The following is a 14,670-nucleotide window of genomic DNA, read 5'->3' on the forward strand; positions in this document are numbered from 1 at the left end:
CCGCACTTCCGAAAATTGAGCCGATTTGCGCCTACCGGTAGACCAGTGTCGGCAGCCACATCGAAAAGGCCGGAACGAAAGTCAGCAACAGCAGCACCGTGATCAGCGGGACGAGGAAGGGAGCCGTTGCCGTCACGCATCGCTCGAAAGGCACTTGCGCCACTTTTGAAAGCACGTAAAGCACCATGCCGACCGGGGGCGTCAGAAGGCCGATCATCAGGTTCAGGATCATGATGATCCCGAAATGGACCGGATCAATACCCAGGCCGACGGCCACCGGAAGCAGTACCGGCGTCAGAATGGTGATGGCGGCAATTGTTTCCATGAACAGGCCGATCACCAGCACGATCAACGTGATGATCAGTAGCAGAACAACCTTGTTGTCCGTCAATGCGACCATCAGCTCGGAAAAATGGCGTGCGGTCTGGTTGGCCGTCAAGATCCAGGCGAAAATCGTGGAAGCGGCCACGATCAGCATGATGGCTGCGGTCGTCTCCACCGTCTCGAAGGAAACCTTGAGGATCTTTCTGAAATTCAGCGTCCGATAGACGCCGACACCCAGAAAAATGCACCAGGCGACGGCAGCGATCGCCGCTTCCGTCGGAGTGAAAATACCGAACATGATGCCGCCGATGATGATCGTCGGTGTCATGAGGGGAAGCAGGGCGTCGAGAAAGGTCTGGCCAAGCCGCGAAAAGCGGAAATTGAGATCGCGCGGATAATTCCTCTGCCGGGAGTACCAGGCAACCATCACCATCAGGGCCAGTGCCATCATGAGCCCGGGAACGATGCCGGCCATGAAAAGCTGGCCGATGGAAGCGTCCGCGATGACGCCGTAGATAACCAGCGGCAAAGACGGAGGAATGATCGGCCCGATAGTGGAAGAGGCAGCTGTGATGCCGACCGCGAAATCCGTATCGTAACCACTGTCCCGCATGGCCTTGATCTCGATGTTGCCGAGACCTCCCGCATCCGCCACGGCGGCCCCTGACATGCCGGCAAAGATGACACTCGCGCCGACATTCACATGACCCAGTCCGCCGTGCATCCAGCCGACCGCCGCGCGGGCGAAGGCGAAGATGCGGGTCGTGATGCCTGCGGAGTTCATCAGGTTGCCGGCAAGGATGAAGAAGGGAACCGCGATCAGCGGAAACGAATTAATGCCGTTGACCATGTTTGCCAGCACGATCATCGGCGGCAGGCCTTCCATCAGCACGAAGGCGAGCGAGGCGAGGGCGAGGGCGGCTGCGACTGGCACCCCGATGATCATCAGGGCGAACAGCAGCATCATCATGAACAGGACGGCCATCGGCGAAAACTCTTCAATCGGTTGGCAGGTGGTCGTCCAGCGAGCGGACGAGGTCTTCGGGGCTTTGGCGAAGGCGGCGCCACAGCCAGATGGCGGAATAGAACGCCATCAGTCCGAGAGCGACGACGCAGATCGTGTAGATCCATGCCTTCGGAATCGGCAGGGAAATCATCTTCTGCCGGGTTTTCTGGGTCAGTTCGATACCGATCCAGGTCATGGAGGCGAAAAAACCGAGCGTGATCGTCTGCGACAGAACGGTCAGACTTTTCGCAAGACGCGGTGGCACCATGCGCATCAGAAACTCGAGCGTGATATGCGCACCACGCCGCGTCGCGGTGATTGCGCCAAGAAAGCAGACCAGGATCAGCAGATAACGGGCCACTTCCTCGGTCCACGCGAGGGAATCGTTCAGCACATAGCGAGTGAAGAACTGGAGGAAAACGACCACGGCAAGGACCCAGAAGACCAGAATGCCGGGGGCATCGATCCATTTCAGCGCGCTGAGGTCGGTTTCGGTCTCGTCAAAGTGAAGCAGTTCGGGCGCGCCGTCCGCGCGCCCTTGCTCCGTTTGTGCGGTGGCCTGTTTCGTTTGGTCAGCCACGGCATCGTTGCTTTGCGTCATTGAGCGAGAGCCTGCATCCGCTCGTAGTGTTCCTGGGTATAGGGAACCTTGGATTCATCGGTCAGGATCGGCTCGACAGCAGCTTGGAAAGCAGCCTTGTCGACTTCGTTTATCTGGATGCCCTGATCAACGAACCACTGCACAAGGTCCTGTTCCGACTGATAGATCTCGTCCGCATTTTGCGCGGCGGCTTCCTTCAGAACTGCGTCCACGGTGGCCGCATCGTCCCCCAGTTGCCCCATCGCGTTTTCGGAAACGACGATGATCAGCGAATTGCCGATATGGCCGGTCAGATTGATGTTGGACTGGACCTCGTAGAACTTCTTGAACTTGATCGTCGGCAGAGGGTTTTCCTGGGCGTCGACAACGCCCTGCTGCAACGCCAGATACACTTCGGAAAAGGCGATCGGTGTCGGGTTGGCGCCAACCGCATTCGGGAACAGCACCATCAGCGGCGAATCCGGCACGCGGATCTTCAGACCCTTCATGTCGTCCGGTTTGGTGATCGGGAACTTGGATGTCACATGGCGATAACCGTACCAGGTAATGGCCATCACCGTATGACCGGTCGCTTCCTTGTAGCCATTGGAAAGGTCGCTGAAGAGGTCACTGTCCCGGTAGGCCTTCCAGTGATCATAGTTCTTCAGCATGAAGGGATAGTCGGAAATGGCGATCGGACCGTAATCGCGTTCGGCGAAGTTGGGCCCGGTATAGATCATGTCGACGGACCCGATGGTCAGGCCTTCGTTGATCTCTGCTTCCTTGCCGAGTGACGAGGCCGGGTAGACCGAGATGGTCACGCGGCCATCCGTTTTTTCCTTGATCTGGTCTGCGGCCCACAGCGCCCATTTGTGGTAGCTAGATCCTTCCTCATAGACATGCGCCCATTTCAGGTCCGCGGCCCAGGACTGTCCCGCCAGGGCAAGTGTCATCGCGGCGGCCAGAAGGCCGCGCTTCATCGTTCTTCCAATCATGTCTGTCCTCCCGTCGGCCGGGGTCGAGCTCCTCCACTCAATCGGCCTATCTTGTATAACTGGTATACAAGTTATTTTACGTATATGACATATTGTAGGAATGCAAACGAATTCGGCTGGTCATCCCTGTGCTGGATTGCTAGTAAACCGGAAAAGAGGGGGAGAAACTGTAGGGATTCGAAGCAGATAGGCTCCGTTGAGCTGGATCTTCGAACCTCTTGGTTTCAGGAAAGACGATGGCCGTATCAGTGGATGAAACGCCTTCTGCCGGAGGCAAGACGCGCAAGCCGAGAGCGAAAAATGCACCCCCACGCGGTGCTGCTTCCGGAACCGCCAGACGGGTGGCCCGCAACTCGGAAATCGTCTACCAGGACCTGCGCAACGCGATCATAAATGTCACGCTGCCACCCGGTTCGCCGCTGGCGGAAAAAGACCTGACCGAAAAATACGGCATCAGCCGAACACCGGTTCGCGAGGCGATCTTGCGGTTGGCGGAAGAGAATCTTGTCGACGTTTTCCCGAAGTCCGGCACCTTCGTTGCCAGGATCCCCGTTTCCGAATTGCGCGAGGCCATCGTCGCGAGGAAAGCGCTGGAGGAAGTCTGCGTTCGCGAAGCCACGATGAAGGCGAGCAAGAGCCAGTTGATGGGGCTGCGGGCGATAGTCCAGCGCGAGCAGGAGTTGGCCGACAAAGGCGACGAACAGGCCTTCCACGAGGCGGACAATGCCTTTCATTCCGGTATCGCCGCAGCCAGCGGTTACCCGGGCATATGGAACATGATCGAAAAGATCAGGCTGCAGGTGGAGCGCTACCGCAGGCTGACGCTGCCGCAGGAAGGCCGGATGCAACTGATCGTCGGCGAACATGCCGCTGTTCTGGAAGCGATCGAAAAGGGCGATGCAGATGCTGCGGTTGCCAATATGAACAACCATCTCAACAAGCTTCAGATCGATATCGGCACCTTTCAGGATCTGTGGCCCGACTATTTCCTGTTCGACAAGGATTAGGCCTGCCCGTTTGTGGCTCTGGCCCGATCGGAAAAGGCGGGCAGTTGGGGCAGGTGGTAACGAGGTGGCGTGAGCCGGCGCGACTGTTGCGCTCCAGGAACGGCGAGTTTTTGGGTCTGTACTGTGGAAGACGCGGCGGCACAGGCGGCATCCGCCATTTCTTTTTCAATCGCAACCATTCAAGTGCTCTGTTGCCCGGGTCGGTTTCGGAAAACGGGTCTGGGTGTGGAGGCCTGTTTCAAGCGGCTGGTTCTTATTTCTTTTAGAAAACAGATTGTTATGCCTGATCTCTGAAGCGGGGCCTCGACTGAACAGCTCCCGCGACCGTGCAGGACAGGCCTGTGCAGAAACCAGCTCGCACGAGGGCCAAAGCATTTGTTCCGGCTGGAGTAATGCCAGTTATTTACAAGACAACACCGGACAGGCGGAAATCCGCCGGATTTCGGTGTTTGCTGAACGTGGCGAAACAATACCTCTGAGCCTGAAAGGCTGAAAAAACAAATCCAATATAATACCAATAAGCTGCGTGAATGGGCGATTCGGCCTATGAAAAATGATTTTCACGATTTCAAACTAATAGGTCGACAAGTGGTATCAAATAGGTATTATATGAAATGAGCAGGAGGGCTGATGCTCTCCGGCGCATATTGTTCTGTATCTGGCGGTAAAACAAAAACGCGAATGGCAACGGAAGGTCCCATTAGGGCCGGCCGCGCCGGGAAGCGGGACGGGCTCCAACGCCGTGAGCGGACAATTTTGAACGTCCAGCAATGGATGGAACTTTTCGGAGGTGTCTTATGAAACGCAATATTCTAGCTCTGGCGATGGCCAGCACTGCGCTCTTTACGTCGACGGCTTTTGCTGAAGATGTCACGCTGACGATCGAAAGCTGGCGCAACGACGATCTGGCGCTGTGGCAGGAAAAGATCATTCCGGCTTTTGAAGCCTCGCATCCGGGCATCAAGGTGAAATTCACCCCGTCCGCACCGACAGAATACAATGCCGTACTGAACTCCAAGCTTGATGCCGGCTCCGCGGGTGACCTGATCACCTGCCGTCCGTTCGACGCCTCGCTGGCGCTTTATGATGCCGGACATCTGGCGGACTTGTCCGACATGGACGCCATGAACAACTTCTCAGACGTTGCCAAGGCTGCCTGGCAGACGGACGACGGTTCGGCAAGTTTCTGCGTGCCGATGGCTGCCGTGATCCACGGCTTCATCTACAACAAGGATGCTTTCAACGAGCTGGGCATCGAAGTCCCGACGACCGAGGAAGAGTTCTTCGCCGCTCTCGACAAGATCAAGGAAGACGGCACCTATATCCCGATGGCCATGGGCACCAATGACCAGTGGGAAGCGGCCACCATGGGCTACAACAACATCGGTCCGAACTACTGGAAGGGTGAGGAAGGCCGCAAGGCTCTGATCGCCGGCGAGCAGAAGCTCACCGACGAGCAGTGGGTTGCCCCTTACGCCACGCTGGCAAAGTGGGCACCTTACCTGGGCGATGGCTATGAGGCCCAGACCTATCCGGACAGCCAGAACATTTTCACGCTTGGCCGGGCAGCGGTCTATCCGGCCGGCAGCTGGGAAATTTCGGGCTTCAACACACAGGCCGATTTCGAAATGGGCGCTTTCAAGCCGCCGCTCCGCAACGCTGGTGACAAGTGCTACATCTCCGATCATACCGACATTGGCATCGGCATGAACGCCAAGACCGAGCATCCCGAACAGGCAAAGGAATTCCTGGCTTGGGTGGCGTCTCCTGAATTCGCCACCATCTTCGGCAACGCTCTGCCGGGCTTCTTCCCGCTGTCCAAGACGCCGGTTGAACTGGAAGATCCGCTTGCGAAGGAATTCGCCAGCTGGCGCGGCGAGTGCGAAAGCACCATCAGGTCCACCTACCAGATCCTGTCTCGTGGCACGCCGAACCTGGAAAACGAAACCTGGGGCGCATCTGCCGCCGCTATCAAGGGCACGGAAACGCCTGAGGCACTCGGCAAGAAGCTGCAAGACGGTCTGGCGAGCTGGTACGAGCCGCAGAAGTAATCTGCACGAATGACAAACGGTTCCCTGGCGGTGTTCGCATCGTCCGGGAACTCTGGACCTGGACAGGCCTCTGTCTGCCCAAGGGAAGTTTGTATCCCGGGCAAGCCTCTGCCTGCCCAAGGAAAGTCTATATCCCGGACAGGCTACTGCCTGCCCCAGGGACGTCTATATCCCGGGCAGGCGTCTGCCTGCCCGGGGCATTTGACCGGAGCTTTTTATGAGCAGGCCTCGATTCCGCTGGCATATCGTCGTGTTCCTGGCCCCAGCGGTCCTTGTTTACACGGCCGTGATGATCTTTCCCCTCTTCAACACGCTTCGTCTTGCCCTCTACAGCAAGATTGACCAGGAGCGCGTCTTCGTGGGGCTGCAGAATTTCACCACGCTTCTTGGCGATCCACTCTGGTCGGATCAGTTCTGGAACGCGCTGGGGAACAATTTCTGGTTCTTCATCATTCATATGCTGGTTCAGAACCCTATCGGCATCGCCCTGGCGGCCATCCTCAGCCATCCGCGACTGCGGTTTGCGGCCTTCTACCGCTCGGCGATCTTCATTCCCACAATTCTGTCCTTCGTGATTGTCGGTTTCGCCTGGAAACTGATCCTGTCGCCGATCTGGGGCATTGCTCCGTCCATGCTGGATGCCGTCGGTCTGAAGTTCCTGTTCGCGCCCTGGCTCGGCAAGGAAGAGTACGCACTGACCACGTTGTCGCTCATTTCGGTCTGGCAGTTCGTGGGCATCCCGATGATGCTCATCTATGCCGCGCTGCTGTCCATTCCCGAAGAGATACTGGAAGCTGGTGAAATTGACGGCATCACCGGCATGTCGGCCTTCTGGAAGATCAAGCTGCCGCTGATCCTGCCGTCCATCGGCATCATTTCGATCCTGACCTTCGTCGGCAATTTCAACGCCTTCGACCTGATCTACACGGCACAGGGGGCACTGGCCGGGCCGGACTTCTCGACCGATATTCTCGGCACCTTCATGTACCGCACGTTCTTCGGATTCCAGCTTCAGCTGGGCGATCCCTACATGGGCTCGGCAATCGCAAGCGCCATGTTCGCGATCATCCTGATCGGCGTCTGTCTCTACCTCTTCGGCATCCAGACCCGGATGCGCAGATATCAGCTGTAAGGGAGGTCGTCACATGAACAAGGCGCGTACCAACCCGCTCAACACCGCCGCCATGCACGGCGCCCTGATCCTCTATACGCTGATCGCGCTGTTCCCGGTCTTCGTGATCCTGGTCAACAGCTTCAAGACCCGCAAGGCGATCTTCAGGGAACCGCTGGCACTGCCGGATGCCGAAAGCTTCTCGATGATCGGCTACCAGACGGTCATGAAGCAGGGGGATTTTTTCCTCTACTTCCAGAACTCCATGATCGTCACCGTGGTGTCCTTGACCTTCATCCTGCTGTTCGGGGCAATGGCGGCCTTTGCCCTGAGCGAATACCGCTTCAAGGGCAACATGCTGATGGGCCTTTATCTGGCACTCGGCATCATGATCCCGATCCGGATCGGCACCGTGGCCATTCTGGAAATGATGGTTGCCACCGGTCTGGTCAACTCGCTGATGGCGCTGATCCTGGTCTATACGGCGCAGGGGCTGCCGCTGGCTGTCTTTATCCTGAGCGAATTCATGCGGCAGGTGTCAGATGACCTGAAGAACGCCGGACGTATCGACGGGCTCTCGGAATACACGATCTTCTTCCGCCTTGTGTTGCCGCTCGTGCGCCCGGCGATGGCGACAGTTGCCGTCTTCAACATGATCCCGATCTGGAATGATCTGTGGTTCCCGCTGATCCTGGCGCCTGCTGAAGAAACCAAGACCCTGACCCTGGGCAGTCAGGTGTTCATCGGCCAGTTCGTTACCGACTGGAACGCGGTCCTGTCCGCTCTTTCGATGGCGATCCTGCCGGTGCTCGTTCTTTACGTCATTTTCTCACGCCAGCTCATTCGCGGCATTACCTCGGGAGCTGTCAAATGATCCGGGTTCTGATCGTCGGCCTTGGCAACATGGGACTTTCCCACGCCCTGGCTCACCACAAGCATGCGGACGCCGAGATCGTCGGTCTCGTCAACCGTTCCGGACGGGTGACCCATCCGGATCTTGCCGGCTATCCGGTGTTCACGGATTACGCGCAGGCACTGGATACCTCCAAACCGGACCTGGTGGTGATCTCCACTTATTCCGACACCCATGCGGATTATGCGGTTGCGGCGATGCAGGCAGGCGCTCATGTATTTGTCGAAAAACCGTTGGCGACAACCGTGGCCGATGCAAAGCGGGTGGTTGCTTGCGCCGGGGAAACCGGCCGCAAACTCGCGGTCGGCTATATCCTGCGGCATCATCCGTCCTGGGTACGGCTGATTGAGGAGGCGCGGGGGCTCGGCGGACCATATGTCTTCCGCATGAACCTCAATCAGCAGAGCTCGGGAGCGGAGTGGGAAACCCACAAGGCCCTGATGCAGACGACTGCTCCCATCGTCGATTGCGGTGTGCATTATGTCGATGTCTGGTGCCAGATTACCGACGCCGAACCCGTGAAGGTGCACGGCATGGGGCTGCGGCTTTCCGACGAAATCGGCCCGGACATGTACAACTACGGTCAGTTTCAGGTCTTCTTCGACGATGGGTCGGTCGGCTGGTACGAAGCCGGGTGGGGCCCGATGATGTCCGAGACCGCCTTCTTCGTGAAGGATGTCGTTTCGCCCGCAGGCTCCGTTTCGATAGTCGAGGACGACAAGGGCGCATCGGCCGATGTTGACGGCCACACCAGGGTCGGCGGGCTTCTGGTCCATCGCCCGGAAGGTGACCGGCGCATCGATCTGCCGGGTGAACCCGGTCATCAGGAACTTTGCGACGCCGAGCAGGCTTTCATGCTTCGTGCGATTTCGGAAAACATCGATCTCAACCGGCACATGCTGGATGCCGTCCGGTCTCTGGCAATATGCCTTGCCGCCGACGAAAGCATCCGCACCGGTCACTCAGTCATGCTAAAGGAGCTAACGCCATGACGGCGCTAACCCTGACCAACGTCAACAAGTCGTTCGGCAACGTCCATGTCCTGAGGGACATCAATCTCGAAGTGGAAGACGGCGAGTTTGTCGTCTTCGTCGGACCGTCAGGGTGTGGCAAGTCCACCTTGTTGCGGGTCATTGCAGGTCTTGAAGACGTCTCCTCCGGCGAGGTCAGTATCGGCGGGGAGATCGTGAACACGACGCCGCCGTCCAAACGCGGCATTGCCATGGTGTTCCAGAGCTACGCGCTTTATCCGCATTTGAACGTGCGCAACAACATGACACTGGCGCTCAAGCAGGAAAAGCAGAGCAAGCAGGTGATCGACCAGCGCGTTGCCGAGGCAACCCGCATGCTGAACCTGGAGGACTATCTCGACCGCTATCCGTCGGAACTCTCCGGTGGTCAGCGCCAGCGTGTCGCGATCGGCCGGGCCATCGTGCGCCATCCGAAACTATTTCTGTTCGACGAGCCGCTGTCGAACCTTGATGCAGCGCTGCGCATGAACACAAGGCTGGAAATCGCCAACCTGCATCAGCAACTCAAGACCTCAATGATCTATGTGACCCACGACCAGTCCGAAGCCATGACGCTGGCCGACAAGATCGTGGTCCTGCGCGCTGGCCGCGTCGAGCAGATCGGCAGCCCGATGGAGCTTTACAACAATCCGGTCAACCAGTTCGTGGCAGGGTTCCTCGGTTCGCCGGCCATGAATTTCATGCCCGCAAGCCTGGTCAGTGAAGGCGATGCCCGCACGTTGGGAGTGCGCCCGGAAGACCTGTTCCTGAGTGACCATGGGCAACTGAAAGCGTCTGTGCAGCATGTGGAACAGCTCGGCGGCGACACCAACGTGATCGCGAAGGTGCAAGACCAGCAGATCACTGCACGGCTCTTCGGCCAGCACGAGATCAAGCCGGGTGCTGAGTTGAGCTTCGGCATCGCGGAAGGCAAGTCGTTCTATTTCGACAAGGACGGCGCCCGCCTGCGCGGGTAGCACACTTCTTTTAGAAACAACACAAAGGCCACCTGGAAGTGATCCCGGTGGCCTTTGTTTTTTGGGGCCGTCATTCCGGAAAAGTGAGGCAAAGCCGAACGCCGATCCGTAATCCAGACATACTCGTGCCAACGGCACACAGAGCTTGAAAGAGCAACGGTGTTCGCTGCGTTCACGCTGATATCTGGGTTCCGGATCGGCGCGCAACTTGTGTTGCGCTTGTCCGGAATGACGGTGGAGGAGGCGTGGCTCTGTCATCAAAAAAAGCCGCCCCGGTCTCCCGGGACGGCTTCTCGATATCTCGTTACTCAGACTTAGCCGATCTGGGTCAGCAGCTTGTCGAGGCTGGCCTTGGCGTCGCCGTAGAACATGCGCGTGTTCTCCTTGTAGAACAGCGGGTTCTCGATGCCGGAGTAACCGGTGCCCTGGCCGCGCTTGGAAACGAAGACCTGCTTCGCTTTCCAGACTTCCAGAACCGGCATGCCGGCGATAGGCGAGTTCGGGTCTTCCTGGGCAGCCGGATTGACGATGTCGTTGGAACCAATGACGATCACGACATCCGTTGACGGGAAGTCCTCGTTGATCTCGTCCATTTCCAGAACGATGTCATACGGCACCTTGGCTTCGGCCAGGAGCACGTTCATATGGCCGGGAAGGCGGCCTGCGACCGGATGGATCGCGAAGCGCACTTCCTTGCCCTTGGAGCGCAGGCGCTTGGTCAGTTCGCTGACCGACTGCTGTGCCTGGGCAACTGCCATGCCATAGCCCGGAACGATGATGACGCTGTCGGCATCTTCAAGCGCCGCAACAACACCATCGCTGTCGATGGCGATCTGTTCGCCTTCCACTTCCATGGCCGGACCGGTGGTGTTGCCGAAGCCGCCGAGGATAACGGAGACGAACGAGCGGTTCATCGCCTTGCACATGATGTAGGACAGGATCGCACCGGAAGAACCGACGAGCGCGCCGACGACGATCAGCAGATCGTTGCCAAGCGAGAAGCCGATGGCGGCCGCGGCCCAGCCCGAATAGGAGTTCAGCATCGACACCACAACAGGCATGTCGGCGCCGCCGATGCCCATGATCAGGTGGTAACCGATGAAGAACGCCAGCAGCGTCATCAGAACCAGCGTCCAGATGCCGGCCCCGTTCAGGAACATCAGCAACAAGATGACGCTGAGGGCGGCCGCACCTGCGTTCAGCATGTGGCCACCAGGCAGTTTTTCCGCCTTGGAGGTCAGCTTGCCGGCCAGCTTGCCGAAAGCGACGACAGAGCCGGTGAACGTAACGGCACCGATGAAGACGCCAAGGAACACTTCAACCTTCAGGATCGACTGTTCGATCGGGGTCTTGTGCGCCAGGATGGCGGCGAAGCCCTCAAGCGCATTGCGCTCTTCCTCGCCCATCGCCAGCACGTTGCCGAGCTCGATATAGGCATTGTAGCCGACGAACACGGCGGCCAGACCCACGAGTGAGTGCATGGCGGCGACCAGCTGGGGCATTTCGGTCATCTGGACGCGCTGCGCCACGAAATAACCGATGATGCCGCCGGCAGCGATCAGGATGAGAGACAGGAGCCACAGGCCGGAGCCCGGACCGATCAGGGTGGCAACAACGGCCAGTCCCATGCCGGCGATACCGTACCAGATGGCGCGCTTGGCGCTTTCCTGGCCGGAAAGGCCTCCCAGAGACAGGATGAACAGAACAGCCGCAACAACGTAAACGGCGGTCGTGAAACCGAATTCCATCTGCCGGCCTCCTTAGGATTTCTGGAACATGGCGAGCATGCGCCGGGTGACGAGGAAACCGCCGAAGATGTTGATCCCGGCCATGAAGACGGACAGGCCTGCCAGCAGGATGACCAGGAACGATCCGGATCCGATCTGCATCAGCGCGCCGAGAATGATGATCGACGAAATGGCGTTGGTGACAGCCATCAGCGGCGTGTGCAGCGAGTGACTGACGTTCCAGATCACCTGGAAACCGACGAATACCGAGAGCACGAAAACGATGAAATGCTGCATGAAGCTGGCCGGGGCGATGAGGCCCACCAGCAGCAGAAGCAGGCCACCAACCGCCAGCAGGGTCACCTGCTGCTTGGTCTGCGCCTTGAAGGCGGCAGTTTCCTGCGCACGCTTTTCTTCCGCCGTCAGTTCCTTCGGCTTTTCCTTCGATTTCGCCGCGATTGCCTGCACCTTGGGCGGCGGCGGCGGGAAGGTGATCTCGCCTTCATGGGTCACGGTCGCGCCACGGATGACGTCGTCTTCCATGTTGTGAACGATCTGACCATCCTTCTCGGGCGTCAGGTCGGTCAGCATATGGCGGATGTTGGTGGCATAAAGCGTGGACGATTGAGCGGCCATGCGCGAGGGGAAGTCGGTATAGCCGATGATCGTGACACCATTCTCGGTGACGACCTTCTCGTCCTTGACCGTTCCTTCCGCGTTGCCGCCGCGTTCGGCGGCAAGATCGACGATGACCGAGCCCGGCTTCATGGCCTTGACCATGTCTTCCAGCCACAGCTTCGGTGCATCCCTGTTCGGGATCAGTGCCGTGGTGATGACAATGTCCATCTCCGGAGCCAGTTCCCGGAATTTTGCAAGCTGGGCTTCGCGGAACTCTGGTGAGGAAACGCTGGCATAACCGCCGGTCGCAGCGCCATCCTGCTGTTCTTCTTCAAAATCCAGATAAACGAATTCAGCGCCCATCGATTCGACCTGCTCGGCCACTTCCGGGCGCACGTCGAATGCATAGGTGATCGCGCCGAGCGACGTGGATGTGCCGATGGCCGCCAGACCCGCGACGCCTGCTCCCACGACCAAGACCTTCGCAGGCGGCACCTTGCCTGCAGCAGTGATCTGGCCGGTGAAGAAGCGGCCGAAATTGTTGCCCGCCTCGATAACGGCGCGATATCCGGCGATGTTGGCCATGGAGCTGAGAGCATCCATCTTCTGGGCACGCGAGATACGCGGCACCATCTCCATGGCAATGACGCTGGCGCCCGATTCCTTCGCCTTTTCCAGCCCGTCGGTGTTCCCACCCGGGTTGAAGAAGGAAATCAGGGTCTTGTCCTTTGTCAGATAGCCCAATTCCTTGTCATCGGGCTGCCGGACCTTGGTTACGATGTCCGATTTCTTCCAAAGACTTGCGGCAGTCTTGACGATTTCAACGCCGGCTTCTTCATAAGCTTGGTCGGAAAATCCGGCGGCGGTCCCGGCTCCGCTTTGCACAAGGCAGGAGAAGCCAAGCTTCTGCAGCTGCTTTGCGGATTCGGGTGTCATCGCCACACGGTTCTCCCCGGGGAAGGTTTCCTTTGGTGTGCCGATCTTTAGGGCTTCTGGCATACGTCTCTCCAGCAAGTGTCGAGGAATTGGCCTTTGGTAAGGGCAAGTTGGCCGGATTGGCTAACAAACTCCCCCCGTGCGTCCTGTCCCTCACAAACGTGCTGCGAATTTAGAAACGAAAATATTACTTATGACAAGGTGTCTTGCGATTGAATTTGGAGGGTATTACCGCACTGCACAGTGAGAGTAGCGCGATATAAATTTCACGGGATTTACAAAATAGGGGTATCGGAAACTGTGGGCGAGGGCATTCGGCAGTCGGAATACTCAAATAAGGCCCGGAATTAGTAAATTTTCCCGGCCCTATACACATATCAAGGCAAAATGACCAAAGACTGGTCGTGCGTAAAACCCCGGCAGCGGTTCCTGGGGAAAGAGCCGCTGCCGGACGAAAATTTATTCTGCTGCCGGGTCCAGCGCGGCTTTTGCGTCCAGATCCGCGGCATCATGACGCTCCGGAAGCTGCTCGTGATCTTCTCCCCAGGTCCGGTTCACCTTGCGCCCGCGAACAACCGCCGGGCGGGCATCGATCTTCTGGGCCCAGGCCAGGAGATTCTTGTATTCGTGAACGGAGAGGAATTCCGCCGCGTCATAGGCGCGGCCAAGAACCATTCCGCCATACCAGGGAAAGATCGCCATGTCGGCGATGGTGTAGTCGTCACCGGCGATGTAGGGGCGATCAGCCAGCGCCTTGTCGAGGACGTCAAGCTGGCGCTTGGCTTCCATTGCGAAGCGATCGATGGGGTATTGGTACTTTTCCGGCGCATAGGCGTAGAAATGGCCGAAGCCGCCGCCAAGATAAGGGGCGGATCCCATCTGCCAGAACAGCCAGTTCAGCGTTTCGGTGCGCTTCGCCGGATCCTTGGGCAGGAATTCACCGAATTTCTCGGCCAGATACAGCAGAATGGAACCGGATTCGAACACGCGCGTCGGGGTTTCGGTCGAGTGGTCGACAAGGGCCGGGATCTTGGAATTGGGATTGGCTTCCACGAAGCCACTGGAGAATTGATCGCCTTCGTTGATCTTGATCAGCCAGGCATCATATTCAGCGCCCTTGTGACCGAGTGCGAGCAACTCCTCGAGCATCACCGTCACCTTGACGCCGTTCGGGGTCGCCAGAGAATAAAGCTGAAGCGGATGCTTGCCGACAGGCCGGTCCTTTTCGTGGGTTGAACCGGAAATCGGCCGGTTGATATTGGCGAACTGGCCGCCGCTCGGCTGTTCCCAGGTCCAGACTTTGGGCGGGGTGTAGGTCGGGTCACTCATGTGAAAGGGTCTCCGGAACGGGTCGGGCAGTAAAGGAAGGCGTGGATCGGAGCCAAGGTTGGTTCGATCCATCGCAATCTTACGAT

The 14,670-nt window shown here is 58.3% G+C and carries 12 protein-coding genes; 6 read left to right on the forward strand and 6 right to left on the reverse strand.

The window, feature by feature from the left end; all coding sequences use genetic code 11:
• Window positions 1-31: 31 nt before the first annotated feature.
• Genes ACYQ6M_RS10125 through ACYQ6M_RS10135 form a run of 3 tightly spaced genes read right to left on the reverse strand, consistent with a single transcriptional unit; the run spans window position 32 to window position 2,905 of the window.
• Window positions 32-1,309 (reverse strand): TRAP transporter large permease, encoded by a 1,278-nt coding sequence (locus ACYQ6M_RS10125; protein ID WP_022997640.1) that lies wholly within the window; start codon window positions 1,307-1,309, stop codon window positions 32-34.
• Window positions 1,310-1,322: 13 nt separating this feature from the next.
• On the reverse strand, window positions 1,323-1,910 hold the full coding sequence (locus tag ACYQ6M_RS10130) for a TRAP transporter small permease (protein ID WP_168693363.1): 588 nt from the start codon (window positions 1,908-1,910) through the stop codon (window positions 1,323-1,325).
• Window positions 1,911-1,927: 17 nt separating this feature from the next.
• On the reverse strand, window positions 1,928-2,905 hold the full coding sequence (locus ACYQ6M_RS10135) for a sialic acid TRAP transporter substrate-binding protein SiaP (RefSeq protein ID WP_031268038.1): 978 nt from the start codon (window positions 2,903-2,905) through the stop codon (window positions 1,928-1,930).
• A gap of 236 nt (window positions 2,906-3,141) precedes the next feature.
• Here ACYQ6M_RS10135 and ACYQ6M_RS10140 point away from each other — a divergent pair, with 236 nt between their 5' ends.
• The 6 genes from ACYQ6M_RS10140 (at window position 3,142) to ACYQ6M_RS10165 (ending at window position 9,974) form a co-directional block, all read left to right on the forward strand.
• The gene (locus ACYQ6M_RS10140) at window positions 3,142-3,912 is read left to right on the forward strand and encodes a GntR family transcriptional regulator (protein WP_460073615.1); all 771 of its coding nucleotides are present in this window, start codon (window positions 3,142-3,144) and stop codon (window positions 3,910-3,912) included.
• Window positions 3,913-4,709: 797 nt separating this feature from the next.
• The gene (locus tag ACYQ6M_RS10145; protein WP_022997635.1) at window positions 4,710-5,963 is read left to right on the forward strand and encodes an ABC transporter substrate-binding protein; all 1,254 of its coding nucleotides are present in this window, start codon (window positions 4,710-4,712) and stop codon (window positions 5,961-5,963) included.
• 217 nt (window positions 5,964-6,180) lie between these two features.
• Window positions 6,181-7,095, forward strand: coding sequence for a carbohydrate ABC transporter permease (locus ACYQ6M_RS10150; RefSeq protein ID WP_023000238.1), 915 nt, complete (start codon window positions 6,181-6,183; stop codon window positions 7,093-7,095).
• Window positions 7,096-7,108: 13 nt separating this feature from the next.
• On the forward strand, window positions 7,109-7,948 hold the full coding sequence (locus ACYQ6M_RS10155; protein WP_023000237.1) for a carbohydrate ABC transporter permease: 840 nt from the start codon (window positions 7,109-7,111) through the stop codon (window positions 7,946-7,948).
• Entirely contained in the window at window positions 7,945-8,979 is a 1,035-nt protein-coding gene (locus tag ACYQ6M_RS10160; protein WP_082444664.1) for a Gfo/Idh/MocA family protein, read from the forward strand. The genes ACYQ6M_RS10155 and ACYQ6M_RS10160 overlap by 4 nt, the downstream gene beginning before the upstream one ends.
• Window positions 8,976-9,974, forward strand: a complete 999-nt coding sequence (locus ACYQ6M_RS10165) for an ABC transporter ATP-binding protein (RefSeq protein ID WP_460073618.1) — start codon at window positions 8,976-8,978, stop codon at window positions 9,972-9,974. Before ACYQ6M_RS10160 ends, ACYQ6M_RS10165 begins: the two co-directional genes overlap by 4 nt.
• Before the next feature lie 314 nt (window positions 9,975-10,288).
• Here ACYQ6M_RS10165 and ACYQ6M_RS10170 read toward each other — a convergent pair whose 3' ends face one another.
• The 3 genes from ACYQ6M_RS10170 to yghU form a co-directional block, all read right to left on the reverse strand.
• The gene (locus tag ACYQ6M_RS10170) at window positions 10,289-11,722 is read right to left on the reverse strand and encodes an NAD(P)(+) transhydrogenase (Re/Si-specific) subunit beta (protein WP_023000234.1); all 1,434 of its coding nucleotides are present in this window, start codon (window positions 11,720-11,722) and stop codon (window positions 10,289-10,291) included.
• A gap of 12 nt (window positions 11,723-11,734) precedes the next feature.
• Window positions 11,735-13,318, reverse strand: a complete 1,584-nt coding sequence (locus tag ACYQ6M_RS10175) for a Re/Si-specific NAD(P)(+) transhydrogenase subunit alpha (RefSeq protein WP_055659157.1) — start codon at window positions 13,316-13,318, stop codon at window positions 11,735-11,737.
• Window positions 13,319-13,714: 396 nt separating this feature from the next.
• On the reverse strand, window positions 13,715-14,584 hold the full coding sequence (gene yghU / locus ACYQ6M_RS10180) for a glutathione-dependent disulfide-bond oxidoreductase (protein WP_062489222.1): 870 nt from the start codon (window positions 14,582-14,584) through the stop codon (window positions 13,715-13,717).
• Window positions 14,585-14,670 lie beyond the last annotated feature (86 nt).

Source organism: Roseibium sp. ROS1 (genome assembly GCF_054658215.1).

Excerpts from the sequence above, each read along its gene's own strand:
- ACYQ6M_RS10125 (WP_022997640.1), bottom strand. The coding sequence starts at position 1,309 with ATGGCCGTCCTGTTCATGATGATGCTGCTGTTCGCCCTGATGATCATC.
- ACYQ6M_RS10135 (WP_031268038.1), bottom strand. The coding sequence starts at position 2,905 with ATGATTGGAAGAACGATGAAGCGCGGCCTTCTGGCCGCCGCGATGACA.
- ACYQ6M_RS10140 (WP_460073615.1), top strand. The coding sequence starts at position 3,142 with ATGGCCGTATCAGTGGATGAAACGCCTTCTGCCGGAGGCAAGACGCGC.
- ACYQ6M_RS10145 (WP_022997635.1), top strand. The coding sequence starts at position 4,710 with ATGAAACGCAATATTCTAGCTCTGGCGATGGCCAGCACTGCGCTCTTT.
- ACYQ6M_RS10150 (WP_023000238.1), top strand. The coding sequence starts at position 6,181 with ATGAGCAGGCCTCGATTCCGCTGGCATATCGTCGTGTTCCTGGCCCCA.
- ACYQ6M_RS10155 (WP_023000237.1), top strand. The coding sequence starts at position 7,109 with ATGAACAAGGCGCGTACCAACCCGCTCAACACCGCCGCCATGCACGGC.
- ACYQ6M_RS10160 (WP_082444664.1), top strand. The coding sequence starts at position 7,945 with ATGATCCGGGTTCTGATCGTCGGCCTTGGCAACATGGGACTTTCCCAC.
- ACYQ6M_RS10165 (WP_460073618.1), top strand. The coding sequence starts at position 8,976 with ATGACGGCGCTAACCCTGACCAACGTCAACAAGTCGTTCGGCAACGTC.
- ACYQ6M_RS10170 (WP_023000234.1), bottom strand. The coding sequence starts at position 11,722 with ATGGAATTCGGTTTCACGACCGCCGTTTACGTTGTTGCGGCTGTTCTG.
- ACYQ6M_RS10175 (WP_055659157.1), bottom strand. The coding sequence starts at position 13,318 with ATGCCAGAAGCCCTAAAGATCGGCACACCAAAGGAAACCTTCCCCGGG.
- yghU (WP_062489222.1), bottom strand. The coding sequence starts at position 14,584 with ATGAGTGACCCGACCTACACCCCGCCCAAAGTCTGGACCTGGGAACAG.